This window comes from Bradyrhizobium sp. STM 3562, assembly GCF_045571435.1.
Taxonomy (GTDB): domain Bacteria; phylum Pseudomonadota; class Alphaproteobacteria; order Rhizobiales; family Xanthobacteraceae; genus Bradyrhizobium.
In genome coordinates, this window is the sequence record NZ_CP120694.1 from 6,044,766 (window position 1) to 6,070,961 (window position 26,196).

The 26,196-nt window shown below is 58.7% G+C and carries 19 protein-coding genes and 5 pseudogenes; 8 read left to right on the forward strand and 16 right to left on the reverse strand.

Annotation, left to right across the window (positions count from 1 at the left end; genetic code table 11):
• Positions 1-308: 308 nt before the first annotated feature.
• Positions 309-1,568, reverse strand: coding sequence for a Glu/Leu/Phe/Val family dehydrogenase (locus P6U23_RS28035; RefSeq protein ID WP_407175667.1), 1,260 nt, complete (start codon positions 1,566-1,568; stop codon positions 309-311).
• A gap of 153 nt (positions 1,569-1,721) precedes the next feature.
• Here P6U23_RS28035 and P6U23_RS28040 point away from each other — a divergent pair, with 153 nt between their 5' ends.
• Positions 1,722-2,708 carry a GlxA family transcriptional regulator gene (locus tag P6U23_RS28040; RefSeq protein WP_407175668.1) on the forward strand — a complete coding sequence of 329 codons (987 nt, stop codon included), beginning with the start codon at positions 1,722-1,724 and terminating at the stop codon, positions 2,706-2,708.
• 3 nt (positions 2,709-2,711) lie between these two features.
• On the opposite strand, the gene folD is transcribed toward P6U23_RS28040, so the two are convergent.
• From folD to P6U23_RS28065, 5 genes are all read right to left on the reverse strand, one after another.
• Positions 2,712-3,689, reverse strand: a complete 978-nt coding sequence (gene folD / locus P6U23_RS28045) for a bifunctional methylenetetrahydrofolate dehydrogenase/methenyltetrahydrofolate cyclohydrolase FolD (RefSeq protein ID WP_407175669.1) — start codon at positions 3,687-3,689, stop codon at positions 2,712-2,714.
• A 373-nt stretch (positions 3,690-4,062) separates the two neighbouring features.
• Complete coding sequence (locus P6U23_RS28050) at positions 4,063-4,935, reverse strand: SDR family NAD(P)-dependent oxidoreductase (protein ID WP_407181609.1); 873 nt, start codon at positions 4,933-4,935, stop codon at positions 4,063-4,065.
• A 289-nt stretch (positions 4,936-5,224) separates the two neighbouring features.
• Positions 5,225-6,712 carry an AMP-binding protein gene (locus P6U23_RS28055; protein WP_407175670.1) on the reverse strand — a complete coding sequence of 496 codons (1,488 nt, stop codon included), beginning with the start codon at positions 6,710-6,712 and terminating at the stop codon, positions 5,225-5,227.
• Between the two features lie 197 nt (positions 6,713-6,909).
• A complete protein-coding gene (locus P6U23_RS28060; protein ID WP_407175671.1) occupies positions 6,910-7,287 on the reverse strand; it encodes a Zn-ribbon domain-containing OB-fold protein in 378 nt (125 codons plus the stop codon).
• A 5-nt stretch (positions 7,288-7,292) separates the two neighbouring features.
• On the reverse strand, positions 7,293-8,444 hold the full coding sequence (locus tag P6U23_RS28065) for a thiolase domain-containing protein (RefSeq protein WP_407175672.1): 1,152 nt from the start codon (positions 8,442-8,444) through the stop codon (positions 7,293-7,295).
• Between the two features lie 1,084 nt (positions 8,445-9,528).
• Here P6U23_RS28065 and P6U23_RS28070 point away from each other — a divergent pair.
• Positions 9,529-10,965, forward strand: a complete 1,437-nt coding sequence (locus tag P6U23_RS28070; RefSeq protein ID WP_407175673.1) for an amidohydrolase — start codon at positions 9,529-9,531, stop codon at positions 10,963-10,965.
• A gap of 443 nt (positions 10,966-11,408) precedes the next feature.
• Here P6U23_RS28070 and P6U23_RS28075 read toward each other — a convergent pair whose 3' ends face one another.
• Positions 11,409-12,848 (reverse strand): IS1182 family transposase, encoded by a 1,440-nt coding sequence (locus P6U23_RS28075; protein ID WP_407175674.1) that lies wholly within the window; start codon positions 12,846-12,848, stop codon positions 11,409-11,411.
• A 208-nt stretch (positions 12,849-13,056) separates the two neighbouring features.
• On the opposite strand from P6U23_RS28075, the gene P6U23_RS28080 reads away from it, so the two are divergent.
• From P6U23_RS28080 to P6U23_RS28090, 3 genes are all read left to right on the forward strand, one after another.
• The gene (locus P6U23_RS28080) at positions 13,057-14,046 is read left to right on the forward strand and encodes an IS110 family transposase (protein WP_407181610.1); all 990 of its coding nucleotides are present in this window, start codon (positions 13,057-13,059) and stop codon (positions 14,044-14,046) included.
• An 876-nt stretch (positions 14,047-14,922) separates the two neighbouring features.
• Positions 14,923-15,258 carry a hypothetical protein gene (locus P6U23_RS28085; protein WP_407175675.1) on the forward strand — a complete coding sequence of 112 codons (336 nt, stop codon included), beginning with the start codon at positions 14,923-14,925 and terminating at the stop codon, positions 15,256-15,258.
• Between the two features lie 463 nt (positions 15,259-15,721).
• Positions 15,722-17,611 carry an MBL fold metallo-hydrolase gene (locus P6U23_RS28090; protein ID WP_407175676.1) on the forward strand — a complete coding sequence of 630 codons (1,890 nt, stop codon included), beginning with the start codon at positions 15,722-15,724 and terminating at the stop codon, positions 17,609-17,611.
• Between the two features lie 483 nt (positions 17,612-18,094).
• Here P6U23_RS28090 and P6U23_RS28095 read toward each other — a convergent pair.
• The 3 genes and pseudogenes from P6U23_RS28095 to tnpB (P6U23_RS28105) all read right to left on the reverse strand — a co-directional run bounded on the left by P6U23_RS28095 (position 18,095) and on the right by tnpB (P6U23_RS28105) (position 20,216).
• Positions 18,095-18,339: pseudogene (locus P6U23_RS28095) on the reverse strand (hypothetical protein).
• Positions 18,336-19,987 (reverse strand): IS66 family transposase gene (gene tnpC, locus P6U23_RS28100; protein ID WP_407175677.1). Its coding sequence is split into 2 segments (ribosomal slippage): positions 18,336-19,105 and positions 19,105-19,987, totalling 1,653 coding nucleotides; the frame shifts between segments, so codons are not numbered across the junction. Before tnpC (P6U23_RS28100) ends, P6U23_RS28095 begins: the two are co-directional and overlap by 4 nt.
• 70 nt (positions 19,988-20,057) lie before the next feature.
• Complete coding sequence (gene tnpB / locus P6U23_RS28105; protein ID WP_407175015.1) at positions 20,058-20,216, reverse strand: IS66 family insertion sequence element accessory protein TnpB; 159 nt, start codon at positions 20,214-20,216, stop codon at positions 20,058-20,060.
• A gap of 67 nt (positions 20,217-20,283) precedes the next feature.
• Between tnpB (P6U23_RS28105) and P6U23_RS28110 the strand changes: the two genes are divergently transcribed.
• Complete coding sequence (locus P6U23_RS28110; RefSeq protein ID WP_407175678.1) at positions 20,284-21,630, forward strand: IS701 family transposase; 1,347 nt, start codon at positions 20,284-20,286, stop codon at positions 21,628-21,630.
• An 88-nt stretch (positions 21,631-21,718) separates the two neighbouring features.
• On the opposite strand, the pseudogene tnpB (P6U23_RS28115) reads toward P6U23_RS28110, so the two are convergent.
• From tnpB (P6U23_RS28115) to tnpC (P6U23_RS28140), 6 genes and pseudogenes are all read right to left on the reverse strand, one after another.
• Positions 21,719-21,853: pseudogene (gene tnpB / locus P6U23_RS28115) on the reverse strand (IS66 family insertion sequence element accessory protein TnpB); the annotation flags it as partial.
• Positions 21,850-22,242, reverse strand: coding sequence for an IS66-like element accessory protein TnpA (gene tnpA, locus P6U23_RS28120; RefSeq protein ID WP_407175679.1), 393 nt, complete (start codon positions 22,240-22,242; stop codon positions 21,850-21,852). The gene tnpA and the pseudogene tnpB (P6U23_RS28115), both read right to left, overlap by 4 nt.
• 242 nt (positions 22,243-22,484) lie before the next feature.
• On the reverse strand, positions 22,485-22,634 hold the full coding sequence (locus P6U23_RS28125) for a hypothetical protein (RefSeq protein WP_407175680.1): 150 nt from the start codon (positions 22,632-22,634) through the stop codon (positions 22,485-22,487).
• A 96-nt stretch (positions 22,635-22,730) separates the two neighbouring features.
• A pseudogene (locus tag P6U23_RS28130) lies at positions 22,731-22,864 on the reverse strand (transposase domain-containing protein); the annotation flags it as partial.
• Positions 22,865-23,252: 388 nt separating this feature from the next.
• Positions 23,253-23,408: a hypothetical protein gene (locus P6U23_RS28135; protein WP_407181611.1), complete on the reverse strand. Its 156-nt coding sequence runs from the start codon at positions 23,406-23,408 to the stop codon at positions 23,253-23,255.
• Positions 23,409-23,632: 224 nt separating this feature from the next.
• Positions 23,633-25,204 (reverse strand): annotated as a pseudogene (gene tnpC / locus P6U23_RS28140) (IS66 family transposase).
• 195 nt (positions 25,205-25,399) lie between these two features.
• Here tnpC (P6U23_RS28140) and P6U23_RS28145 point away from each other — a divergent pair.
• Together P6U23_RS28145 and P6U23_RS28150 are read left to right on the forward strand one after the other, a co-directional pair.
• On the forward strand, positions 25,400-25,729 hold the full coding sequence (locus P6U23_RS28145; protein WP_407175681.1) for a hypothetical protein: 330 nt from the start codon (positions 25,400-25,402) through the stop codon (positions 25,727-25,729).
• Positions 25,726-26,163: pseudogene (locus P6U23_RS28150) on the forward strand (recombinase family protein); the annotation flags it as partial. The gene P6U23_RS28145 and the pseudogene P6U23_RS28150, both read left to right, overlap by 4 nt.
• Between the last annotated feature and the right edge of the window lie 33 nt (positions 26,164-26,196).

The window sequence follows — 26,196 nt, forward strand, 5'->3', positions numbered from 1 at the left end:
CATATATCTATCGATCTAAGATCGGCCGATAATGCTACTGGAGAGAAGGTCGCACGACGGTTTGTGAGTCGAGGTGAGCCGTTAAGAAGCGCAATGGCATGTTGGCTCAGTTAGGAATGCCTGGCATGAATCCAGCACGCTCGACGTGTGTTCTTCAAACGGGTCACCGCGACCTCGTTCGCTCGCTGCGAGCATTAGCAGACGTCCGGTCTGCCAGTGAGTCCTATGAATCTGACGCGTGCAAGTCCGCTCTGAGCAGCAATCGTTAAGGCTGTTGGCACCTTGCAGCGAACCCACGAGCGGACATTTTATGGGAAAAGCCCACGTGTATCCTTTGCTCCGCGTACGCGCTCAACGCCAATGGCCATTGCTGCGGTCCTATTAAACACGCCTTCCCGCTTACTGCGGGCGCTCACTTCGTGGAAGGCTCGATCTAAAACTTGATACTCGCGCCGCATTACCTCATCCTCCTCCCAAAACAATCGTTGGAGGTCTTGTACCCACTCGAAGTAGCTAACTACTACTCCTCCCGAGTTGCACAAAATGTCTGGGACTAAGAAGATTTCCTTCCGACGCTTTCCCAGGATTTGGTCCGCTTCGGGTGTGGTCGGCCCGTTAGCGCCTTCAGCAAGTATACGACAGCGCAGATGGGCGGCCACTCTGGCGTCTATCACGCGCTCGACTGCAGCCGGAACAAGAATGTCGCACGGCAACGAAAGTATCTCCGCCGGATCGAAACCGAGCTCTGTGGAATAACCCTCTAAGCTACCTTTGGAAGCAGCATGTTCAACCAAGTTCGGGATGTTGAGCCCTGCCGGCCGATAGAGTGCACCCGTATGATCGCTCACGGCGATGACTTTGACTCCGCTGTTGTGCAGTTCGAGTGCTGTGATCGAACCGACATTGCCGAATCCTTGGACGACTGCAGTTGCATGACTGAGGTGTATCTGCAGTTCATCCGCGGCGCGTCTAACCAGATGGGCAACGCCCCTACCGGTTGCTTCACGCCTTCCCAGCGTTCCCCCGGCGCTGACCGGTTTGCCTGTGACGATCTCAGCGACTGTCTGCCCCTGATACATGGAGTAAGTATCCATGAACCAGGCCATGATCTGCTCGTTTGTGCCCATGTCAGGCGCCATCACATCCGTGTGCGGCCCAACAAATGGGATCATTTCCTGCATATAGCGACGAGAAAGCGCTTCAAGTTCACGCCGGGACAAGCTTGATGGTTCGACGCTGATGCCACCCTTCGCGCCACCGTAAGGCAATCCGACCAACGCACATTTCCAACTCATCCAGATCGCGAGCGCAGCGACCTCGCCAAGGTCTACGCTCGCAGCGAACCGGGTGCCGCCCTTAGTGGGTCCAAGCGTGAGGTGATGCTGTACCCGGTACCCCTCAAAAACAGCGGTTGTGCCATCGTCACGATGAATGGGGCAGCTCACCGTGACAGCGCGCTTCGGCATCAATAGCCGCGCCCTTGCGTCTTCCGGAATTGATAGATGGTCTGCGATCACCTCGAATTGCTTTACGGCCATGTCAAACACTGGCCCGCTGTACGCGGTCACGTTAGCCCCTTTTCCGGACGTTGATTTGGCAACTGCATATCTGCTTGAACTAGAGATACTCGCGTATCCAGAAGCGAATGAGATACAAGTCTGGCTTGTCTATCCCACATTGAACGGCGTAGTTTCACAGGCATGACCGCTAACGACCGTCGAATGTCTGAAAACGACTGTCCGGACCAGCCGCCCGCTCATGTCGGCTTCCTGCTCATTCCCGACTTTGCAATGCTGCCGTACGTCTCGGTTATTGAGCCTCTACGTGCTGCAAATCGGCTATCGGGACGCACGCTATATCGCTGGAGCCATATCTCAATTGATGGTCAACCGGCTGCAGCTTCCAATGGAGTACGCATTCAGACCGAATTTCGTATCGGAGCGGACGCCCATTTCGACTACGTTTTCGTCTGTGCGGGGGGCAATCCAGCTTTGTTCGCAGATTCCGCGACCCTTGCCTGGCTAAGACAGATCGCTCGGCGCGGCGCAAAAATTGGCGGCGTGTCCGGCGGCCCCTACATTCTTGCGCGGGCGAATTTACTCAAAGGGTACCGGTTCACAATCCATTGGGAGCATGCGCCAGCGTTTTTAGAGGAGTACCCCGAGCTAGATCTGCGGCGCTCTCTCTATGAGATCGATCGTGACCGACTGACATCGGGCGGCGGTACCGCTCCGCTCGATATGATGCACGCCATCATTGCACGCGAACACGGCACCGACTTGGCGATGGCAGTTAGCGAGTGGTTCCTGCAGACGCACGTTCGCGAAGGGACGGGTCCCCAACGGATGCCATTGCGGGCACGGCTCGGTATTGCGCACGCTCCCCTTCTTCGAGCGATCAGCCGGATGGAGCAAACCGTAGAAACTCCAGTTTCTCGGGACGAGTTGGCGCGTGTTGCAAAGGTATCGTTACGGCACCTAGAGAGGCTTTTTCGCCAGCATTTGGGACGTTCGCTGGGCGAGCATTATCTGGCGTTGCGCCTAGATCGTGCACGCGATCTCGTTCGACAAAGCAGTTTATCGGTACTTGAGATCGCGCTAGCTTGCGGTTTTACCAGCGCAAGCCATTTTTCCCGCACCTATCGCGCACGCTTCGGTCAAGCGCCGCGAACAGAGCGATTGAGCGAAACGACCGCTAAACGGCGCTGACGCCTAGAGCCCTGCATTCTCGTGCTGCAAGCTTGCATGTGGAACCTTGCAATGCAATGCGGTGGTTGAGGAACGCGCAATCGAGTCCCTGCCATGAATGGCCAAAGAAGAGGACAACCCTCGACGCGAAATCGTCGCTTCGACGGTATTAGCGAGCAAGTAGGCGACGGTCATGGGACCAACACCGCCTGGCACCGGGGTAACGTAACTCGCACGATCAATCGCTTCGGCGAAAGCTACGTCTCCTACAAGTTTCGCACCGCCCGTCGAGTCTATCGTGCGGTTGATACCGACATCGATTACAATTGCGCCGGGTTTGAGCCAGTGACCCCGAACGAGTTCCGCGGAGCCTGCGGCCGCGACGACAATATCCGCCTTTCGACAAAGGTCTGGCAGGTTTCGAGTCTGGAGCTGCGCGCCTGTGACTGTGCATCCGGCATCGCCAAGCAGAAGTGCCAAAGGCTTTCCAACGATGTTCGAACGACCGATGACAACCACATCGAGTCCCGTCAAATCGCTTACGGCCGTTTTGATGAGATGAACAACCCCCAACGGGGTGCAAGGGGCAAGCGCGGGCTGCCCTACCGTCAATCGTCCAACGTTATAGGGGTGAAAGCCATCCACATCCTTGGCGGGGTCGATAGCTTCCTGGATACGCCCGCGATTGACGTGCTCAGGTAGAGGAAGCTGAACTAGAATGCCATCAACAGAATTGTCCGCATTAAGCGTTTGGATCAGCTCCAATAGCTCGGCGTCGCCAACGCTAATCGGCAACTGATGCTGCTGAGAGTTGATTCCCACATTGCGCGCGTGTTTGGCTTTCATCTTGACGTACACCGAACTCGCCGGATCGCTACCTACTAGAACGACGGCTAAGCCGGGGGTGATGTTGCACTTGGCCTGGAGCATCGCGACATCGCGCGCAACACTGGTCCGAAGGACCTCAGCAATGGTCTTTCCATCGATTAGACTAGCGGTCATCAGTTATTTTCCGAAGACATCAGTTTGCCGAACTCCGTGCTCCCAGAAGATTGAGGCCAGGAAAGACGTTCCTGTTGTTGAATGATGCCGTTGGGAAGGCAACAACTCGCCTAACAGTTCCGTAGATCAATTATCGACGAGCAATGGTTGCCGCGCGGACTGCGTTTCCTTCACGCTACTAGACGATGCAGCCGGGCGGCCTTGACGAGATGCGTCCCTAAGATGACTACATGCGACATTTGATAAGTACGACATCGCTATTCGCGCCGCAAAGAGCGAAGCTGGACGTTAGCGGCCACTGGCAAGTGTATGGATGCTAGGCCAACGGGCGTTGACGGAGCTGCTGGTGTTCGGCCAACCTCGGCTAACCTGCCTAAGCCTTCCTGTGCAGCCGTTTCAGATCTGCCGGGAAGAACACAGAGGGTACGTGAGCCGCAACGTCCTGTGCGGTGTACGATCCTTCGGGATGGAAACCCTCGGTCATCAACATCCTGACCTCTGCTACCTCTTGGCCCGAGACGGCCAGAACCTTGCCGGAATGATCTGCCGCCAACTCGGAGGCCATAAACAGCACGCCAGGAGCCACGTTCTCCGGACGCAGGATAGAATCGAGTTCTTCGTCCCGGATACCTGAAACGTCCGCCCACATCCGAGTGACCGCGTTTGGCGCCACGCCCATTACTCGGATGCCGTATTTTCGGCCCTCGATAGAAAGTACTCGTACCAGGCCGTAGATGCCAGCCTTTGCCGCTCCGTAGTTAGCTTGGCCGAAATTCCCAAAGAGACCCGAGGTTGAGGACGTCATAATGATGACGCCCGGCCGACCGTTGTCCTTGAGCCACTTCCAAACCGGTAGCGTACAGCAGTACGTCCCTTTGAGATGAACCTTGTTAACGAGATCCCAATCCTCCTCCGAGGTGTTGGCAAACGTTCGGTCGCGCAGGATTCCTGCATTGCAGATCAAGATGTCGACTTGGCCGAAGGCGTCGATCGCGCTCCTGAGGATATTCTCTCCGCCAGCCGGGTTGGATACGTCATCGGCATTGGCCACCGCGCGCCCGCCGACCATTACGATCTCGGCCACGACTTTTTCGGCAGCGGCGCTCGTGCCCAAACCATCCACCGTGCTGCCAACATCATTCACGACGACGGACGCCCCCTCTTTCGCAAACAGCTTTGCATAAGCCTCACCGAGCCCGCCGCCAGCCCCGGTAATTATCGCGACCTTGCCATCCAACAATCCCATCGCATCTTCCTCAACCGTCCGCATCGTGGTGCATCGCGGCACTAAAGAAGCACCGCTACTCAATTCTCATTAGTTAAGTATTGCGCAGAGGCAGCGGCTGGCCTAGGGGCGACAAAATAGATCACGCCGAGCTTGCGCCTTGATCTTGGGACTCTTTCTCAGAACGCTGAATGACTAACGCCGAAAGTGAGCTTCGTCCGGTAGTTGCCGTCAATCTGCGATTGCGTCAAGGACAGCGCTATCGCCCGGTTCGCTGCTGCCGCCCTCCTTATGGATACACGACCACTGATTAAGCTTTTATCTGGCGGTGCTTCATTCGAGCGATACGCTCGTCGCGCAACCGAGTGCGGCGCACCTTCCCCGCCTCGTCACGCAAGGGTTCCTCAACGAACTCGATAGTGCGGGGCAGCTTGTAGCTCACTAATCGCTCAGCCAAATGCGTTAGAAGCGCTTCAGCCGTCAGGCCCGGACGCGCTTGAACGATCGCATGGATGGATGAACCCATGTCCTCGTGTGGCAGACCAACCACGGCGCTTGAGATCACCAGCGGATGTTCCTCGATGGCAGCCTCGACCTCGGCTGGATAAACGTTCGCGCCGCCGACCAGGATCATATCGGTGCCTCGGTCTGCCAGATAGAGGTATCCATCGGCATCGAAATAGCCGATATCGCCAAGACTTTCCCAGCCCCCCTCCAGCGTCCGGGCCGTGGCTCCCCGATAGCTGTATGTAGGCTGCTCGCCTTTGGGGCGGCGCATGTAGATCTCGCCCACCTCACCAGGCTGGAGCATGTTTCCGTCATCATCGACGGCCTTCATTTCACCTGCGACCACGCGTCCGACTGAACCACGATGCTTGAGCCATTCGCTTCCACCGATGACGGTCCAAGCTTGGCCTTCGGTGCCGCCGTACATCTCCATTACCACGTCGGGCCCGAACCAACCGATAAAGGCGTCCTTGAGCCAAGGCGGACAAGGCGCAGCCAAGTGCCAGAGAGTCCTTACTGACGAGACATCGTAGCGGGCTCGCACTTCTTCTGGCAGGCGCCAGATCCGGCTCATCATGGTGGGGACTAGATAAATCCAAGTGGCCCTACGCCGTTCAATCTCGCGCAGCACACCCTCCGCGTCGAATTTCTGCATTAGTACCAGATGCCCATCGTGAATAATCGTTTTCATGGCGCAATCGAATGGGCCATTGTGATAAAGAGGCCCAGGAACCAGAGACGTCGGGCTCCGCCCGAAGCGCCAGCCGCCCGGGTAATCAGCCGGCACAGCCGGCGCGATCCCGGACAAGCCGGAGAGGATCAGCTTTGGCCGACCCGTCGAGCCGCCGGACGCCACCGCCTTCAATATCGGCGCCACGCGCGGCTCCAGCGGTCGGCCATCATCGGATAACGCAAGCAGTTCGTCGACGGTGACACGCCTCCGGTTGGCTTCCATGCCTGGCTGAGCGATCACGAGGCGCGAGTCGGCCAGATTGACAATGGCTTGCAGTTCGGCAGCCGGTAGTCGGGAGGATACCGGTTGCGGCGTCGCGCCCAACTTCCAGACGCCCCAACAAGCCTCGATGAAGTTGAAGCCGTTAGCGAGACCGATGGTGACAAGATCGCCGAGTTTGACACCCAGCCCCTGTAGCGCACGAGCAATTCGGTTGGCTCTGACTTCCAACTGGGCACAGGTCAGGGTTTCCTCGCCGCAAGTGACTGCCGGTGCGTTGGGCGTCGCCTTTGCACGGCGGTACAACTTCTCACCTAAGGGAATCATATGTTCAGCCATTTTCGGCGCAGACCTTGCTTTCGTTCAGCTTAACGGCTTGCATGAGGCACTTACTTCACCAAGTGTGGTCCAGGCGCAAAACGTCACAACCGCACCAGCGGCGAGAAGCAGCACCGTTCGGCCGCAGCCGTCGAGCAGTGCTCCGCTTCTTGAATGGCGAGGTCGGCGCCGGCCACGCAGATACGACTTATCGGATGCTAACGCACAACGAAGAGCGGAACGAGGGCTCCTGTAACGGCGGGCTTGAATACCACCTTTACCCTCGTGCCGATCGATAGCTTGTCCGGATCAGCATCGATCACATTGGTCAACATTATTGGCCCCTCGGTGAGCGCCACATAGGCCAGCACGTACGGCTCCTTCATGCGGTTTACAGAGAACGAGTAGATCTCGCCTTCGCCAAGCGACTCCTGCCAATCGATAATCATCGAGAGACAATGCGGGCAGAACCCTCGCGGATACCAGTGGGTTCTGTGACACTGCTGGCAGCGTGGCAGCACGAAACGGCCAGCTGCTGCGGCATCCCAAAAGGGCTTGGTCTCTGGACTGTGCGCGATAAAATCCGTGCCAAACATTGGATTCACTCCCGCTCCAAGATCAGCGTGGCGCAGCTGTGCCGAGCGCCCATCAACCACCCTGTCCCATGCGCTAGTGCCAGCGAGCAATCGTTGACCTGAACGGCCGGATGGGCCTCGCCGCGCAATTGGCGGACGGCCTCGATCACCTTGGTGATTCCGCCCCTCATCGCTGGATGGTTACTGCAAAGGCCACCGCCATCAGTATTGAAGGGCAAGCGACCAATACCGGAGATCAGGTTTCCGTCGGCGACAAAGCGACCCCCCTCTCCCTTTTTACAGAAGCCAAGATCCTCCAAGGCAATGAGCACGGTAATCGTGAAACTGTCGTAAATCGAGGCGTAGCGAATATCGCTCGGCTTCACACCCGCCTCAGCAAACGCAATAGCACCGGACTGTCTAGCCGCTGAGGCGGTCAGCTCGACCCTGCCAGCTGACTGTCCTTGAATGCTCTCGCCCGCCCCGATCACCTTTACTCGCGGTCGCTTGAGACTCTTGGCTATCTCTGGTCGGGCTACCACAACGGCTCCGCCGCCGTCCGAAATCACACAACAGTCAAGCCGGTGCAGGGGTTCGGAAATCATGGGAGAGGCCAGTACATCTTCAGTAGTCACAACCTGGGGTAACATAGCGTATTGATTGTGCTGCGCATGGTGAGACGCAGCCACCTTGATCCAGGCCAGCTGCTCGCTGGTGGTCCCGTACTCATGCATGTGACGGCGCGCGCACAAGGCGTAGCTATCTAGTAGGCTCGTGCGAAGCGGCCACTCCCACAATAAGTCCGGCTCAGTGACATCGGGTGGGGGCTGCACTAATGCGGTGCGTGGGCGTCCAGCCAAGGTAACCAAAGCAACGTTACATTTGCCCGCGGCGATAGCCTGGGCGGCATGAGCAATGTGCTGCAAAGGCGCGGAGCCGCCGATGTCTGTAAAGTCACAATGCCGCACTTTTAAGTTCAAGAAGTCGACTATTGGTGGGGCGCGAAAGCCTCGTTCGTCGCCAGCGGAGAAGTAGCCGTCGACGTCATCTTTGGTTAGCCCGGCGTCGGCCAACGCCCCGGCGGCGCATTCGGCGTGAAGCTGCACCACCGACTTATCAGGCGCTTTTCGCGTGGGATGCTCGTACGCACCGACTATGTAGGATTGTTCACGAGCCATCGCATTGTCCTTTTGTCCGCGTGAATTGTCAGCTTGTGATCACGTTGTTGTCGTTAAACCCGTTGAGTTTATACTCTGCTCAACTCCTTCCTTGACGAGCCCTCCGAGACTTCGCGAGCGATGATCTGCGCCTTCAAACAAGAACATCGATCATGCTGACGGACTTTAAGTAGTGACCGAGCGCCGCATCCCCATCGTCGTGCCGACACGGGTATGCATTTGACCGATTGCTTGAGGATGGCCCTTTGCCGAGTTGACCTATTCGGATTTTCACTGCTGAGAGTGCTCTCGCGCGCTCGATCATATCACCTTCATTCGCTATCTGGCGCGTACATGGCGATGGAGCGTAACTGCTCCGATTCGATGGACATGTCGGTGGCCCGGAGCACTTCGAACCCCACACAACTGTCTCTCCTGCTGGCGGTCTCTCTTCGTAGCGACAGTGACAGACGTAAAGCGGGTCAACGCACAATTGCCGCAAAAATAGCCCAACATCGGAGAATTTATGCGAATTGAGGGCGTTCGTTGCCTCTTTAAGCCGGATGCTTAGATTCCGTTCTTCACCGATTCGATTCTCTGCGCGAAGCGCCCGTGCCCGATGGAGCTTGGCCTGGCACCCTCATCAGGTTAGCTCGACCGCTCGCAAGGCAAGCACGCCTATGGTTGATCCGCTCGCCGTTCGCGGCACCGGACTTTTTCAGATCGCTCGAAAGCGCGGAATCGACGGTCTCGTCAGGCAGTCGCCGCCGTGCATCCTGCTCCGCCATCGTGCGCGCGACAATCTCGATGTGGAACGAAGCAGGCCCAGATGGCGAGTAGAAGCGGTAGCGCGAGGATGGCGATCTTCAATGCCTTGCCGGCGCTCAACCGTGCGGCCGATTCCGCAGCATACGCTTCGAAGCCGCCCGGGCGAGCTATTACGCCTGAAGGGGGCGGTCATGGCGCTGTCGAAGCACCCCGCTCGCGCACGACTGTCCGTTCGGTACGAAGTTTTTACGTCGATGGTCAACCAAACGTGTAAACAAATCGGAGGCGGTACCGTCGCTTCGTTCGCCAGGACAGCTCTAGCAGCTAAGGAGGATCGATGCTTCCAAACCAAGATCCGATCTGGAAGATAGTTGATTCCAAGAGTGCCCCGTTTTTCCATTTGAGTGATAGAATCTGGGATTCGCCGGAGCTTAGTTATCAGGAGTTCATTGCCGCGCGCCTGCACGAGGAAGCCCTCCGGCAGGAAGGCTTTTCGGTTACCCCAGGCATCGCAGGGATTCCCACCGCTATTATGGGCGAAGCGGGCAAGGACGGCCCGGTCATAGCAGTGCTTGGAGAGTACGACGCCCTGCCGGGGCTCAGTCAGGAGGCCGGGGTTGCTCAAGAGCGGCCGATCGTGGCGGGGGGCTTGGGGCACGGCTGCGGCCACAACATGCTAGGTGCGGCGGCCCTTTTGGCCGCCTGTTCAATCAAACAATGGTTGGAGACGAACGGCATTGCGGGCCGGGTGCGCTATTACGGCTGCCCCGCTGAAGAGGCTGGCGCCTCAAAGAGCATAATGGTGAAGCAGGGTGCATTCGATGACGTCGATATCGCAATCTGCTGGCATCCGGCCGCCTTTACCGGCGTGTTCGAGGCGGGATCACTGGCCAGCGTTGGAGCGGAGTTCACCTTCCATGGCCGGGCTTCGCACGCCGCGGTAGCTCCCGAGTTCGGCCGCAGCGCCCTCGATGCTGTCGAGCTGATGAACGTCGGCGTGAATTATATGCGAGAGCATATGCCCTCAACTGCGCGCGTTCACTACGCTTTGATCGATGGCGGTGGTAGCCACCCGAATGTCGTTCAGTCAAAAGCTGTCGTTCATCATCGCGTGCGTGCGGCAACGCTGGGGGAAATGTGGCAGCTCCTGGAGCGCATCAAGAACATCGCACGAGGTGCGGCACTGATGACCGAAACCACTATGCACATGAAGCAACAATCCGGCGTTGCCAATCTCATCGGAAATGCTCCGCTAGAAGAAGCAATGCATCGTAATCTCGTAAAACTCGGCGGACCAGAGTTCGACGATGCTGACAGGCGTTTTGCCAGCGAGATTCAAAAGACCTTCTCGCGCGCAGACATCGTGGCGTTCTACGCCCGCTACGGGTTGCCTGCAAAGGATGAGGCTCTATCCAGCCACATCCTTAACTTTTCACCGGGGCAGCAAAAATGGACGTCGCGTGGCTCGACGGACGTCGGAACTGTAAGCTGGGTTGTGCCAACCGTGCAATGCATTGTGGCGTGCTTCGCTCCCGGAACGCCATTTCATTCTTGGCAGCTCGTTGCGCAAGGAAAGGCGCCGGCGGCGCACAAGGGCACAGTGGTGGCAGCCAAGGCAATGGCGGCACTCGCAAAGGAGCTCTTTACCGATAAAGCCCTCCTATCTGCAGCGAAGTCCGAGCTACAGAGCTTCAGAGCCGAGAACGAATTTAGAAATCCCATCGGTCCGGAGATGGCTACCGTGCCCAACGCGGCGGCACACGGTAAGGGCTAATTTCTGCCAAGAAAGCCGCCTGCGCCAACGCGAGCAACACGTTTGATTTGCAAACGAGCGTCCGGGACGGCTCACGTCCAAAGCTTCAATTGGCCGGCCCCGGCCGGCAGTTTGGCGCCCGGAGCTTTCTAACGTTTGGACGGCCTTCTGATCCAACAAGTCAGTCCCAACGTAGTCAATGGCTTCCACCTTGACCGCGGTGCGCCTCTGGTGTTTTTCGGTGAAAGTCGGGAGCGCGACTTGGAGGGTCGAGATACTGTTGTTCAAGTCGCACGAGATGCGAAATGATTCGTGGCAGTAAGCTCGGGTTCATTTTCGTTGAAGAATATCGGGCAGCCTCCGCATCTTGCTTGAGGTTCGTCCAAGGACGTCTGGTAAGGATCTTGGTCGTGTAAAAACGGCCTTGCAGGGCCGTCAGTCTTGAAGCCAAAACCAGGCCGGCCTCATGCCGCGATCGCGGCGATCAGCGGCCTGATCCCGAGGATATTCATTGCTCGGGTCAGATTATAGGCCAGAACCGAGAGGGCCAACTCGGCGGCTAGCTTTGGGAGAGTTTTGGTCAGGAAGTGCGTCGCTCCCATGCGTGCCTTCATCGTGCCGAACGGATGCTCGACAGTCTCGCGACGAAGGCGCATAGCGAGCGGGTTCGCATCGAGCCGCTGCTGCACGGCGTCGAGCAGATGCTCGTGCTCCCATCGTGTGATCCGCCGCTCTGACCCGGGCGTGCACTGGGGTTTGATCGAACAATTCTTACAGGCGTTGGTCCAGTAGCGCCGCAGCATCTTGTCGGCTTCTTCGTTTGTATAGCGATACGGCAATCGCTCCCCGGCCGGACAACGATAGGCGTCTTCCTCCGGCAAATAGACAAAGTCCTGCTTACCGAAGCGTCCGTCCGACTTGGCGCCCGAAGTCATCGGCTTGGGCAGAGTTACCGTGATGCCGGCCTCGTGACAGGCGAGGATCTCCGGGCTGCTGAAGTAGCCGCGATCGGCAACGGCCTCGAGCGTCTCTGTCTTCAGAACAGCCTTCGCCTGCCTGGCCATATTGGCAAGTTGTGCCCGATCTGAGCCGCTGTTCGTCACCTCATGCGCGATGATCAGGTGATGGTCGGTATCGACGGCGACTTGGACATTGTAGCCGACAACGCCGGATCCGCGGCCACTGGTTGCCATCGAACGGCTATCCGGATCAGTCAGGGAGATTTGCTGATCCGGCGACGCAAGCATCTGCTTCTCGTAGGCAGCAAGCTTGCCCATCTCCCCCTTCAGCTTCGTCAGCTTCTCGGTAAGCCTCGTCACCTTCGCCGCCAGCGCCTCGCTCGGCTCCTGTCGGTCGGCCGTGTCAAGTTGGCTCAGATAGCGCGCGACGCTCTCCTCCAACTGAGCACGCCGCCGCTCCACCTTCGCGCGCGTGAAGTTCCTGTCCCGGTTGTTCACGGCCTTGAACTTGCTCCCATCGATGGCGACGCTCGCCGTCGTGAGAAGACCCATCTCGCGGCAGAGCTCGACAAAGCGCGCACAGACCTTACCCAGCCCCAGGCTGTTGTCCTTGCGGAAGTCCGCGATCGTCTTGTGATCGGGAGCAAGCCGACCCAGCAGCCACATCACCTCGATGTTGCGTCCGGCCTCTCGTTCCAGCCGCCGGCTTGACTGCACCCGGTTCAGATCGCCGTAAATGTAAAGCTTCAGGAGCACCGAGGGGTGATACGACGGCCGGCCAGTCGCCGCCGGCGTAACTCCACCGAAGCTCATTTCGGCCAGATCGAGCGCATCGACAAACTCGTCGATCACCCGAACAGGATTGCTCTCGTCAATGAAATCATCGAGGCATTCAGGCAGCAGCGTCCGCTGCCCACGATCCGCCTCTTCAACGAAGCGCCTCATCGATTCCCCCAAAGAATCACAGGAGAATCATAACAGCAGCCCAGCGTTTTCACACATGGGGTAATTCCGGTCAGAGCCATACTGAGGCTCTGCGAATCAGCTCTCCAAGCCAATCGATGAGGCTCACCCCTCGGGCCTGCAATGAAGGAGAACTGCAATCGAGCATTATGTTGGACTGGACGTTTCGCTGAAGCTAACAACGATCTGCATCGTTGATCGGGCGGGGAAGATTCAACGTGAGGGAGTTGTTGATTCCGACCCGGAGGTGATCGCGGCATTCATCCAGTCAAACGCGCCGTATGTCGCGCGGATCGGGCTCGAAACAGGGGCAACGTCGACATGGCTGTGGACCGAGTTGAATAAGCTGGGGCTGCCCGTCATCTGCATCGATGCCAGGCACGCCAAGGCGGTGTTGAAAATGCAGGTCAACAAGAGCGACCGCAACGATGCCGCAGGCATCGCCCGCATCATGCAATGCGGATGGTATAAAGAGGTGCGCGTCAAAGACCTCGACAGTCATGCGGTGAAGGCTCTGTTGGTCAGCCGGGCTCTGCTCGTCAAGATCAAGCGGGATCTCGAGAACGAAATCCGCGGGCTTCTAAAGAACCTCGGGCTGGTTATTGGCCAAGCAAAGATGAACGTGTTCGCATTGCGTGCTGCGGAGCTCACCAAAGATCGGCCGGAACTCGCCGTGGCGGTAACGCCGCTACTCACCGCGCGAGTTGCCATCGAGCAGCAGATTGCGGATCTCGACCGTAAGGTTATGAAGCTCGCACGCAGCAATGCTCAAGTGCGACAGTTTATGACGGCACCTGGCATCGGACCTGTCACGGCTCTTTGCTTTCTTGCAACGATCGACGACCCTATGCGCTTCAAAAAGTCAAGAAGCGTCGGGGCCTATGTCGGACTAACGACCCGGCGATACTCCTCCGTCGAGATCGACTGGACGGCTCGAATCTCGAAGTGCGGCGACAAAATGTTGCGAAGTTATCTCTTCGAGGCAGCCAATGTGCTGCTCACACGCGTGGCAAAATGGTCAGCGCTCAAAGCCTGGGGCATTCGGCTGGCAAAGCGAAGCGGGCTGCGCAAAGCCAAGGTTGCGGTCGCGCGAAAGCTCGCGGTCATTCTGCATCGGATGTGGATCGATGGTACCGAATTTAGATGGTCGTCAAAGGAGACCGCCATGCAAACAATATAGCAAACCAGCGAATTCCCGCCGACCACCGGCGGAATCCAAGGTCCCTGCCGGGACGCTGGCGTTGGTGCGATCGCCCCTGGCTTTGCGATGCTCAAAAGGCAAGCCCGCTTCACACATTGATCCGCCAGCGTCATCCTACGCCATCATGCGGAGGGCATGCCCCTACCGCGGAGAGAACCATGAACCCGGCAAGGACGTCTTTGGAGAGTCTTGACCGCAGGCCCGGAATTAGAGAACAGCCAGGATCATCTTCAACAATGAGCCGCGCGACCGTGGTGCTCCTCCTTCTCGGCTGCTTGTCGCGTATCGCCCCGCTCTTCGCGTTGTTCGGGTCCAAGCACTTGACAACCTCGCCTGCGGCGATGGTGGCGGCCTTGCACGCGGCCTTCTCATTATATTTGGGTCGCGGGCCGAGGGTCTTGCGCTGGGTCCGCCTCACCCCCGGCTTGGTGAAGAGGAAGACTCGGGTCCGGCGTCGGTAGCGCGCATGCGCAAGGCGACGCCGGGCAGGTTGTCGTCGTGGGAGAGATAATACTGCGCCTTACCCGGCGGCGTTGGATTGCGGATCACCGCATGGGTGGAGTGTTAACTGGTTCCTCCGTCAATGATTCCTTCCCTCTCTCTGTGCCTCGGTGTGCCCCACAAGAAGGGGCGGTCAGCCTCGAACAGAACCGGGTCTCAGACTTGCGCCAAATTCTACGGTGCGCACGACGGGGGCATACAAGTGCAGTAAGTCAGTTAGAGACCTTATGTCGCACAAGACCAAAACTCACATCGATCGCGTTCTGGACATTTTACTGGTGACGGGCAGCCTGGCCTTACTGGACACCAAACCCATCTCGCTATGGAGCGAGTGTGTTATGGTTGCCTTACCGCATGACCATCCGCTCAGCGCGTGAGACGATCTTCTGGACCGACTTGCACGGCGAGACTGTTCTACTCAGCCAATACGATCCCGGAAAGGAGTTGGAGGAACTTTTGGTCTCGAACCTGGTTTCGCCCGCTGATCGCCCCAAAATCGAGCGTCACGACGTCAGTCGAGGTATCATCGAAGAGTCTGATCCGCATGGGCGCGGGCATCAGGTCGTGTTCGAGTCTGACGTTGGCGCCAACGTTTCAGGCCTTGTCCACCGAGAATTGCGGGACGGCGGCGATATAGCCGGTTCAAGTTCTTGGCGTACTGGCGAGTCGAAAGTGAAAACCCCGCGCTAATGCACTCCTTAAAATGCTCTCCGAGCGCCATCCCTCGTTTTGCCGGACTACCTTGTCGGCGGGGCGGTGCAGAAATTCGTCTGAAGAGGCCCTCCAGCGCGCAATTTAGGCGATAGTAACGGGATCGTTGCATTAATTGGCATCGGCAGATCGCTACTGTCTACTGTCGTCCAACCCTGTTTCAGGAGACGAGCCGGGGGGCCGGCAAGCATAATGACGCGGCCAACCTCATCTCAACCTGCTGAAGGCGAACCATCATTGTTGCCTGCGCATGAGTACACATCTCAAGTTGACAGCGAGTCGCATTACGAGATGGGCCGGCGCCCATTTTGCCCGGACACTCGGAGCGCCGCCGCCGCCGGACGAGATGGGCTCTACGGCCTAAACAGACCAGCGGCAAAGCGATTCGCGCGTTCAAGTGCCTGTCGCGCGAAAGCATGATTGTCACTCAGAAGGAAATGAGATGTCCTTGATACAGCGCTCCGAACACCTTTGGCAATTTCAGGACACGTGCAACGTTTACGTGCTGAAGAGTGGCGCGGAATGCCTCCTCATCGATACCGGGTCCGGCGCTATCATGCAACATCTTGCTGCTATCGGTATCCAGCGGGTCGACTGGATTCTACATACCCATCACCACAGGGATCAGTGCTGGGGAACACCTATCTTTCAGAAGACCGGCGCGAAAATTGCCGTGCCAGAATACGAACGGCACCTGTTTGAGAACGTCGAGTCCTATTGGCAGGCGCGGCGCATCTATGACAACTACAACGACAGTAATACGTTTTTCTCGTTGGGAGAAAATATTCAGGTTGATGCTGTTCTCGAAGATTACAGGACCTTTGTGTGGAAGGAGTATGATTTTCGGGTCCTGCCGGCAAAGGGCCACACATACGGCATGGTCGCCCTAATCGCACAAGTGGATGGCAAGAAAGTTGCCTTTACGGGCGATCTGATGACGAGCGGCGGAAAACTCTATCAGCTTCACGCAATGGAGTACAATTACGGCGATCTACTTGGAATTGAATTTACGATGCAGTCGATTCTCGCCTTGAAAAAGGAAGAGGTCGAGATTGCTTTTCCGTCGCATGGAGCGCCAATCGGTGAAGTGAACGCCGATATCACAGCTCTCGAATCGCGCCTCGAGGCACTCGCTAGCATTGGCAGGCTTTTTACATCGGGCCGAAACAGCGGCTTCAGGGATCTGGACACCATCCGTGAGAGCAGGTTGCAAAGAATTACTGAGCATCTGCTGTGGGCAGGGCCCTATACATGTTCTAATTTTTACATCGTTCTAAGCGGAAACGGCCACGCAATGCTGGTCGACTACGGATTTCCCTCCATGGGGCACCTCCATGCGTCCTCCGATCACGAGAGCCGGCAAGCTTTGCGATTCGTTCAGCACCATATCGATCAGCTGCGCGAGGGCTATGGAGTGCGAGAGATCGAACTTGTGCTTCCCACCCATATTCATGACGATCACACCTGCGGAATACCATTCCTGCAACGGCATTTCGGCACGCAATGCTGGGCTCTCGATCGAATAGCCGAGGTTATCGCCGATCCCGCTGCCTGGGCAAGCACGCCTTGCTTATTTGACAAGCCGATCGAAGTGCAACGGATTCTAGGCGATGGCGAGGCATTTCAGTGGAGAGGGTTCGACTTCGAAGTTCACTATGCTCCGGGCCAAACCGAATTCCATGCGATCATCTTAGGCAAAATCGATGGTAAGCGGATTGTATTTGGAGGAGACAATCTGTTTCTCGTCAATCCTCACGCCAGAGGAATTGAACGCGAAATCCTTGTCCAGTCTACGGTCATGCGCAACAGCTTTCAGTTGAACATGCATCAACACTGCGCGAATGGGATAAAGGCGACGATGCCTGATCTCGTATGCCCTGGCCACGGAGAGCTGATTCGCGTGGATCAGTCGAGGATCGCGGAGTACGTGGACTACATCGAACGTAAGGAAGCAGCATTTCGCGATGTAGTAGGTGAGCCTGCAAACCATTTTATAGATCTATTCTGGGCACGAATGCTGCCATACCTTTCCGAAGTCCGACCGAAGAGCACGGTCAAATATACGATCAAGGTTCGCAACAACTTGGAACGCGCAGCTGTCTACACGGCCCGGATCCTACCGGCATTTGGTTGGACATCAGATGGAGAGCCGGAAAGCGTCACGCTTGAGCCGACGCACGAAGGTGAAATGACCATTACGGCGACTGCGCCGTCTCAGCTCGATCCGCGCCGAAGGCTCCTGACTGCCGAGATTCTGATAGACGGTGTATCGCAGGGACCTGTATGTGAAGCTCTCGTCTCTGTTTCTGGTGATCCCAAAACTCGCTCTTAGCCTCGTAGTTGCTTACGCCAACGGCGTTGCGTGTGGGCGCGCCGCCGCACTGGCCGTCATGGCAGGCCAGCCTGGATCTCCAGCGCCTGGTTTTCCGCAACGAGAGCTGGATCAAAGCGAGTTGGCCCCGATACGGAACAGCACGTCCGGCGCGGATGGACGCGCCGAGTTCGAGTGGTCTTTTCATCGGATCTCGCTTGGCCACATGCGCCGCCACGCCGCCCGGCGTGGCAATCCAGACCCGATCCCGGTGCGCGGCGGTATGAGTACGCCGCAATGGCCGCAGTGACGGCTCGACGGATGTTGCGATAGCTCGTCCAGCACTATTGGATTGATGCGCTCCTCACCCAGCTGGTTCGGAGCCTTGCCCAGCTAATTGCAACCGAGATGTGGGACAAATTCGGTGGTGAGCCGGGGTATACTGCTCCCGCACATGCAGCACCTAAAGCGTAAGCATGCGGCGTGGGCCGCTGGCCAACTAGATTATTCTGATTGCCAGCGCTTGAGCCATTCCGGATTTTCTTTGTACATCCGGATGAGCTCGATCAGGTTTTCGATTCCGAAGTCGGTGAACGCCTGGATGCCGTCTTCGCCGACGCCATAGACCCAGATCACACCGCCCTCGATTTCCATTTCGATGGCCGCAACCATTCTTCGTCTTCGCCGAGGTCCTTGGCGACCTGACTGATGGTGGTGACGTGATGGACCTTGTTGACGTGCGTGGTCATGCCGCTCGAGCGGAGATCGTTGCTGTCGCTGGCTTCCAATTCCAGGGCAGCAGCTCGTCCAGCCGATGAGCCGGATGGGAGGCGATGCGGGCGAGGACGTCCGCCAGCCAGGCCTGCGGGTCGACACTGTTCATCTTGCAGGAGATGATCAAGGTATACATGGCTGCGGCACGCCGTCCGCCGCGGTCAGAGCCGCAGAACAGCCAGGATTTTCGCCCAAGAGCTATGCCTCTTAGGCCTCTCTCGGCAGCGTTGTTGGAGAGACAGATACGCCCGTCCTCGAGGAAGAAGGTGAAGCTCGGCCAGCGCTTCAGGACGTAGGTGAACGCCTTCGCCAGGTCGTGCCCGCGAGAGAGCTTGGCAAGCTGCTCCCGCATGTAGATTTGAAGATCCTCGACAATGGGCCGGCTCAGCGTCTGCCGAACCTCCAGGCGCTCTTGTGTGCTCTTGCCATTGATCGAGCGCTCGATCTCGAACAGCGCATCGATCCGGCGCACGACCTCGATCGCGATCGGCGAGATCGGGATTTCCTTTTTGCCAGCGGCCTTGCGCCGCGCATTCTCTTCGATGTCGGCCATGGCGAAGAATGGACGTCGCGCATGCGCCCAGCAAGCAGCCTCCCGGATCGGTCCGGGCTGGCGCCCAGCCAGATAGAGCTGGTTGTACCCGTCAAAGGCATCGGCCTGCAGGATGCCGGCATAACGGGCCAAATGCGCCTGAGGATGCTCGCCCTTGCGGTCGCGTGAGTAGTAGAACATGGCCGCCGCGGACCCGCGCCACCAAAGGGTCGGTCGTCCCGGACGTAAATCCAGCACCGTCCCGTGTCGGTCTTTCCCTTGGCCAGCACCGGCACCGTCGTATCATCGGCATGAAGACGCTCGGCCGCCATGACATGGGCTTCGATGAGGCGCAGCAGAGGATCCAGTACCGTGCAGACCGATCCCACGGCGTCGGCCATGGTCGAGAGCGCGATCGGCACGCCCTCCAGGGCGTAGCGCTCGGCCTGGCGGTTCAACGGCTGATGCTGGCCGAACTTCTCGAACATGATCATGGCCAGCAGGCTCGGACCGGCCCAGCCTCGTGCGACAGCATGGAACGGCGCTGGAGCCTGGCTGATCTTCTCACAGTCGCGGCAGCTAAACTTCTCCCGCACCGTCTCGATCACTTTCCACTGGCGCGGCACGGATTCCAGCGTCCGGGTCACGTCCTCGCCGAGCTTGCGCAGGCGCTTGCTGCCGCAGCACTCGCAAGCCGTCGGTGGATCGATCACCACCCGTTCGCGTGGAAGATGCTCGGGGAAGGTCTGGCGCTCGGCGCGCTTGCGCGTAAATCCGCGCACCGTCGTCGTCTTGGCCACGGCACGTTCGGCTGCCAATTCGTCTTCAGTGGCGTTACTTTCCAGCTCTTCGAACGTCAGCGCTAACTGATCCATCAGGCGGGACGATCGCTCTGACCGTTGGCCGTAGATCTGATGCCTTAGCTTGGCGATCTGCAGCTTCTGCTGGGCGATCAGCGCCTCGTCTTCTGACGCTTTGGCGCGGGCGACCGCAAGTTCGGCCGCGATCACCAAGCCGTTCGCGCGCTCGATCGCCAGCGCCTCTTTCAAGGCGGCGACCTCATCCGGAATCCCGTCGCGACCACCATCCATGCGACGCAATGAATCACAGATTGGACGCGTTGGGACTCCCTAAAATGGAAACGCTCGCAGATTTCTTCGCTCAGCCCGCGCTCTGCGGCCGCCAACTTAGTTGTGGATTTCTCCAGTCGATGCCCTCGAGCATATAGGCCATCTGCGCCGCCGAGATCGACACCGCACCGCCCGATGCCGAGGGCCAGATGAACTTGCCGCGGTCAAGACGCTTGGCATAGAGCGACATGCCTAGCACTACTTTGGCGGATCGTTGATTTTGCCGTGCGTTATAGGATTCCCGAATCAATTTTTCAATGATTCATGGGTGGTCGGCTCTTGGAGGGCTGACCATGGCGGGATGGGAAGACGAACTCGAACGCTGGCTGATGCCGTTCTTGGACCGGCTGGGTCATAAGTCTCGGCAGCAGATGTGTCCCCGTTACGTTGCGGGATTGATCGGTCCTGGCGATCGCAAGAGCGTTCAGCCGATGGCAGAACGCCTCGCAACCGGCAACTACGATCAGCTGCACCATTTCATCGCCGATGGTGTCTGGGACGCGACGCCGCTGGAGACAGAGCTGCTCAGCCAGGCGGACCGGCTGGTCGGCGGCAGGGATGCGGTGCTGGTTATTGATGACACCGCACTGCCGAAGAAAGGTGAACGGTCGGTTGGTGTTGCGGCTCAATATGCGTCGGCTCTCGGCAAAACGGCAAATTGCCAAACACTGGTGTCGTTGACGCTCGCGCGCGGCGAAGTGCCAGTGATGGTCGCGTTACGTCTCTTTCTGCCTGACAGTTGGACAAGCGACGTGTCTCGTTTGAAGCGCGCTCGCGTGCCAGTCGAATATCGAACGCCACGGTCCAAGCCGGAGATTGCTTTGGCCGAGATTGATCGCGCGATGGCAGCCAACGTGCGCTTTGGATGTGTGCTGGCGGATGCGGGATACGGACTTAGCGCACCGTTTCGACAAGGGCTGACAGAGCGCGGGCTGGCCTGGGCTGTCGGTATCCCTCGGCACCTGAAAGTGTATCCGGTCGATGTGAAGCTCATTTGGCCGATTACCAAGGTCCGCGGGAAACCACGAAAGCACCACGTGCCCGATATCTTATCGATTGCGGCAGAACAAATGCTGGCCAGCGCCAAATGGAAAACCGTGAGTTGGCGCAGCGGGACGAAAGGTCGGCTGAAAGCCCGATTTGCTGCTCTCCGTGTCCGCACCGCCGACGGCCCTCCTCAGCGGATCTGGGATAAGGGTCAGCAGCATCTCCCGGGCGACGAAGCCTGGCTCATTGGCGAGCAACGTGCCTCAGGGGAGAAGAAATACTATCTTGCCAATCTCCCGGCGGCGACAGATCTGCGCACACTGGCTGCCACCATCAAGGCACGATGGATTTGTGAGCAGGCGCATCAGCAGTTGAAGGAGGAGCTTGGACTTGATCACTTCGAGGGGCGATCATGGCAGGGCCTTCATCGCCACGCCCTAATGACAATGATTGCCTATGCCTTCCTACAGCATCGTCGCCTCGCACACGCGGGGCGGAAAAAGAATCAACGGACCGCCGCCCCAGCCAACGATGCCCGCCGTACGTCACGCCATCGTCGATCTCATCCTTCGGCCGCCGCCTCAACGGTGCCCATACTGCCGAAGACAAATCCTTGAAAACCACTGGCGCAAACAGATTCTGCCAAAGTAGTGCTAGCCCGTCATGCCATAAAATCTTGACCAGATCGCCGCGGCGGCCCCGGAAGATGTAGAGATCACCGGCATGAGGATCGCGCTTCAAGCTCTCCTGAACCGTAAGAGCCAAGCTTTGCATGCCGCGGCGCATGTCCGTGTGACCCGTGGCGATCCAGACCCTGACGCCGCTCGGGATCGGGATCATCGCCGCCTCAATAGCTCAAGAACCCGCTGCAGCGCCTCGCTGTCTACGTCACGGTCAACCCGCACCCGACAGCCGCCAAGCTCGATCTCGATGATTCCAGCCCTTGCACGCTGCGCAGGAGGCGAACACGACGGTTGCGGCGCGCATGTCGATGCTGAAGCCGGCGTAGAAGTGATCTCCACCGGAACGAGCGCCGGAACGGTCTCGCCGCCTAGGTAGCCCTGGCGTGCCTGTCGGCGCCACGTGAACAGCAGGCTTTGAGCCATTCCATGTCGGCGGGCGACGCCGCAGACCGTCTCGCCAGGTTGCAAGGTCTCCTCAACTAGGCGGACCTTCTCGTCGTAACTCCATCGGCGCCGACGTTCAGCACCTAAGACCTTGACCTGCATTCGCTACATGACCTTAAGGCTAGACTTAAGGTCACATCCTCAGAAAGGCCGCGGAATTGCACAAGGTGGCCGCCGCCGCAGGGATACCCTAAAGCGTATCTCGTCTCATGAAGTCGCCTTCTGATAGCGATATAGATTGCATGTGTCTAGCAAGCTGAATTTCGAGCTCTCACTCGAACATCGAAACTGTTGCTGGCAGCCATCTTCCATAGGCCTCCGGCGTAGGCCGCAGGCTGGTTGAATTATTCGGACGGCCAGCGCTTAAGCAATCCCGGATCTTCTTTGTACATTCGGACGAGTTCGATCAGGCTTTCAATGCCAAGGTCGGTGAACGCCTGGACACCGTCTTCGTCGAGGCCATAGACCCAGATCACGCGGTCCTCGATCTCCATTTCTTGGCAACGTCAGGCAGCCAATCCTCATCTTCGCCGAGGTCTTTCGCGACTGGGTAATGGTGGTGACGTGGTGGGCCTTGTTGAGGTGGATGGTCATGCCGCTCGGGTAGAGATCGGAGACGCAGGGGTCCAAATCCATGGCAAGAGTTCGTTGAGCCTGAGCCGGATGGGCTCCGATGGACATCGGGGAGCCAGACCTGTGGATCGACGCCGTTCATCTTTGCCGTTTATGCCGCCCGCCGAACTATGCCGACCCGGGTCGTTTTCCCCAGATTCTGGCTGACCGGCGTTTGGTCGGTCCGGCATAGTTCGCTCTGTGCCTCAGCTGTCAACGGCGGAGAACAGGAAGATGGAGCTTGAACAGTACTTGGGCGGAAGCCGGCGTACGGTCTGACAAGCGGGACGCACGGGCGGCTCGTCGAGTGCTACGCCGTTCGTTTCGCCAAAGAGAGGCTCGTTCGGCACGGCGTGTGGCGTTGTGTCAACGTAGTTGAATCCCGGCTGTCGCTGTACCCTGATTGATCTCGACGAGCAGAACCGTACGTGACGCTCTCAAGTCATACGGCTCTCAACAAGTAACGAAGCAGAACTCAACATCGAGCGAACAGCTTCGCCCTACGGCGGCGGATGCATCTGAGCCAAGGTGGAGGCGCTGACCTTTTCATTCTTCAGCACTTTGTATTTGCGTCGCGCCCAGCGGTTAAGGGATTCGTCGACGTATCGATACAGGTTGTGCATTTCTGACTGCCAGTATCTGCCGTGGTACTGCATCCAGTTCACGAAGGACGGGGTTCAGTTCCAAGGCGATTGCGTCGATGTCCGTCTCCGAGCGAAGCCTAAGCCGGAGCTGCCGGACCGTCATACGCATAGACTTCATCGGGGCCTGCTGGCCGCTGGCGAGAGCGCACAGAAGTTTTCGTTCTTCTGATGGTTTCTTGGTACGCGTCCGGTGGCGGCCCCTGGTTAGGTCATCTTGAGCAGATGGCTGACCGCGCTTATGCGGCCTGGGCGACGTTCTGAGGTCGCCAATTCCAGGGCATGAGTTCGTGGATGCGCTTGGCAGGGTGATCCGGTAGGCGCGCCAGCACGTCGGCAAGCCAAGCCTGCGGATCGATGTCGTTGAGCTTGGCGGTGGCGATGAGGCTGTAGATGGCGGCCGCACGCCGGCCGCCCTCGTCGGACCCGGCGAAGGTCCAATTTTTCGTCCCACAGCGACCGCCCGTAGCTCGCGCTCGGCAGCATTGTTCGACATGCAAAGCCGTCCGTCATCGAGGAAGCGGCTAAATGCATCCCAGCGGCTGAGGCAGTAATTGATCGCTTTGGTCGTGTCGTTGTTCCTGGAGAGCTTGGCGCGCTGTTCGCGCAACCACGCCTCCAACTCGACGATCAGGTGGCGGCTACGCTCCTGGCGCACACGTAGGCGCTCCTCAGGAGCAAGACCGTTGATCTCACGCTCGATGGCGAACAGGATATCGGATGCGCTTGACCGCCTCAGCCGCGATCGGCGCCTTGGTGAGCCGTGCCAGATCCAAGAACTTGCGTCTGCCGTGCGCCCAGCACGCGGCCTCGATGATCGGGCCGCCCTTACGATTGGCCTCGTAGAGCCTGCCAAAACCGGCGTAGGCGTCGGCCTGCATCAGTCCGGCATAGCCGGCGAGATGCTGCTCCGGATGCGCACCGCCACGATCGGGCGAGTAGAAGAACACGGCCGCCGGCGGATCTGGGCCGGCAAACGGACGGTCGTCGCGTACGTAGGTCCAGAGCCGACCGGTCCGGGTCTTGCCCTTGGCCAGGACCGGCACCGTGGTGTCATCTGCGTGGATGCGCTCGGCTGCGAAGACGTGGCTCCGGATCGCATCGACCAGAGGCATCAGGGTTGCCGCGGAGGCACTGACCCAGTCCGCAAGCGTCGAGACGTCGAGATCGATGCCTTCACGCTGGTAGACGTCGCTCTGACGATGAAGCGGCAGGTGCAGGCCGTACTTGGCGAACAGGACATGGGCCAGCAGCTTGGGCCCTGCACGACCGCGCGCAATCGGATGCGAGGGAGCCGGCGGCTGGGTGATCGCTTCGCAGGCCCGGCAGACGAGCTTCTCGCGCACGTGCTGGATCACCTTCCACTGGCGGGGAACGAGCTCCAGCGTCTCGGTCACGTCCTCGCCAATCTTGCGCAATCGGCTGTCGCCGCAGCATGGGCAGATGGCAGGCACCGGATAAACAATGCGCTCCCGCGGCAAATGCTCCGGCAGCGGCCGACGGGCTGGCTTGCGGCGCTCGAACGATGGCACCGCAATCTTCTCGGCTGTCATCTGCGCCGCGGTCTCAGCTTGCGCTGCGGTCTCCTCCAGGTCGGCGAGCTGGAGCTCGAGCTGGTCCAGCAATGCGCCTCGCTCGGAGGACTGTCCGAACTGCTCGTGCCGGAGCTTCTTGATCGTGAGCTTGAGCTTCTCGATCAGCAAGGTCCCCGCCTGGGCTTCCGCCTCCGCGGCCAACCGGGCCGCTCGCTCGGTGCGCAGCATCGCCTGCCGCGTGGTCACATCGTCGGGAAGAGAATCATCAGCGCCCATCGCCGACCAGAGAAGCACAAGACGCGATCTCTGTCCGAACCGCAGATCCTGCCACCGATTCAAATCCCGGCGATCAGCCCGCCGCCTGCGGTCGCCAGGTATGTTGCGGCAGCCGCCAGTCGATACCCTCCAGCGAGGGCACATCGAAATATCCCCTCGGGGGAGTCTGACGAATCACCCGCCATCGAAGTTACAGTGTGCGAACCGACGCATCCGTTGTTCGGCCGCACGTTCCGCGTCATTCGCCGTTCGGTCCATCGTGGCGGCGGCTTTCCGCTTTCGTACGAGGTGGAATATCGAGATGGTGCCAGCCTTTTGATTCCGGTCGCGGCAACCGAACCACGGATGTCGATGGAGAATCGAACGAAGCTGAGCGTCGAGGCACTACACGATCTGACTTCTCTGGTTGAGCAGCTCGAACACGATGCCGATCGATCCGAAAGACTTTTGGGCCACGCTGCCAACAGCACTGCAGCGCCAAATCGTCAACGAGGTCGCCGCAGTGCTGGCGGAGGCAAGTCATGAAATCCGAGCTGGTCAAGCCGATACACTTGGCGCGACGGGCGGTCGTGTACATACGGCAGTCGACGACCCATCAGGTGGTGACCAACCAAGAGAGTCTGCGATTGCAATACGCGCTTCGCCAACGCGCCATCGAGCTCGGCTGGCACGAAGCTGGCATCGACGTCATCGATGCTGATCTCGGCATCAGTGGGGCGTCGGCGGCTCAGCGCAGCGGCTTCAAGGAGCTGGTCGGACGTGTCGGGCTCAAAGAGGTTGGTCTGATCTTGTCGATCGACATGACGCGCCTCGCCCGCAACTGCTCGGATTGGTATCCGCTGCTCGATATCTGCGGGCTGCACGGCTGCCTCATCGCCGACCGTGATGGCGTCTATGACCCCGGCAGCGCGAATGGCCGACTGCTGCTCGGCCTAAAAGGGACGATATCGGAGCTCGAGCTCCATACGATACGCAGTCGATTGACGGCGGGT

Coding starts and splice junctions, on each gene's coding strand:
- P6U23_RS28040 (WP_407175668.1), top strand. CDS start 1,722: ATGTCTGAAAACGACTGTCCGGACCAGCCGCCCGCTCATGTCGGCTTC.
- folD (WP_407175669.1), bottom strand. CDS start 3,689: ATGACCGCTAGTCTAATCGATGGAAAGACCATTGCTGAGGTCCTTCGG.
- P6U23_RS28050 (WP_407181609.1), bottom strand. CDS start 4,935: ATGGGATTGTTGGATGGCAAGGTCGCGATAATTACCGGGGCTGGCGGC.
- P6U23_RS28055 (WP_407175670.1), bottom strand. CDS start 6,712: ATGGCTGAACATATGATTCCCTTAGGTGAGAAGTTGTACCGCCGTGCA.
- P6U23_RS28060 (WP_407175671.1), bottom strand. CDS start 7,287: ATGTTTGGCACGGATTTTATCGCGCACAGTCCAGAGACCAAGCCCTTT.
- P6U23_RS28065 (WP_407175672.1), bottom strand. CDS start 8,444: ATGGCTCGTGAACAATCCTACATAGTCGGTGCGTACGAGCATCCCACG.
- P6U23_RS28070 (WP_407175673.1), top strand. CDS start 9,529: ATGCTTCCAAACCAAGATCCGATCTGGAAGATAGTTGATTCCAAGAGT.
- P6U23_RS28075 (WP_407175674.1), bottom strand. CDS start 12,848: ATGAGGCGCTTCGTTGAAGAGGCGGATCGTGGGCAGCGGACGCTGCTG.
- P6U23_RS28085 (WP_407175675.1), top strand. CDS start 14,923: ATGACCATCCGCTCAGCGCGTGAGACGATCTTCTGGACCGACTTGCAC.
- P6U23_RS28090 (WP_407175676.1), top strand. CDS start 15,722: ATGTCCTTGATACAGCGCTCCGAACACCTTTGGCAATTTCAGGACACG.
- tnpB (WP_407175015.1), bottom strand. CDS start 20,216: ATGTCGCTCTATGCCAAGCGTCTTGACCGCGGCAAGTTCATCTGGCCC.
- P6U23_RS28110 (WP_407175678.1), top strand. CDS start 20,284: ATGATTCATGGGTGGTCGGCTCTTGGAGGGCTGACCATGGCGGGATGG.
- tnpA (WP_407175679.1), bottom strand. CDS start 22,242: ATGCAGGTCAAGGTCTTAGGTGCTGAACGTCGGCGCCGATGGAGTTAC.
- P6U23_RS28125 (WP_407175680.1), bottom strand. CDS start 22,634: ATGGAGATCGAGGACCGCGTGATCTGGGTCTATGGCCTCGACGAAGAC.
- P6U23_RS28135 (WP_407181611.1), bottom strand. CDS start 23,408: ATGCAGTACCACGGCAGATACTGGCAGTCAGAAATGCACAACCTGTAT.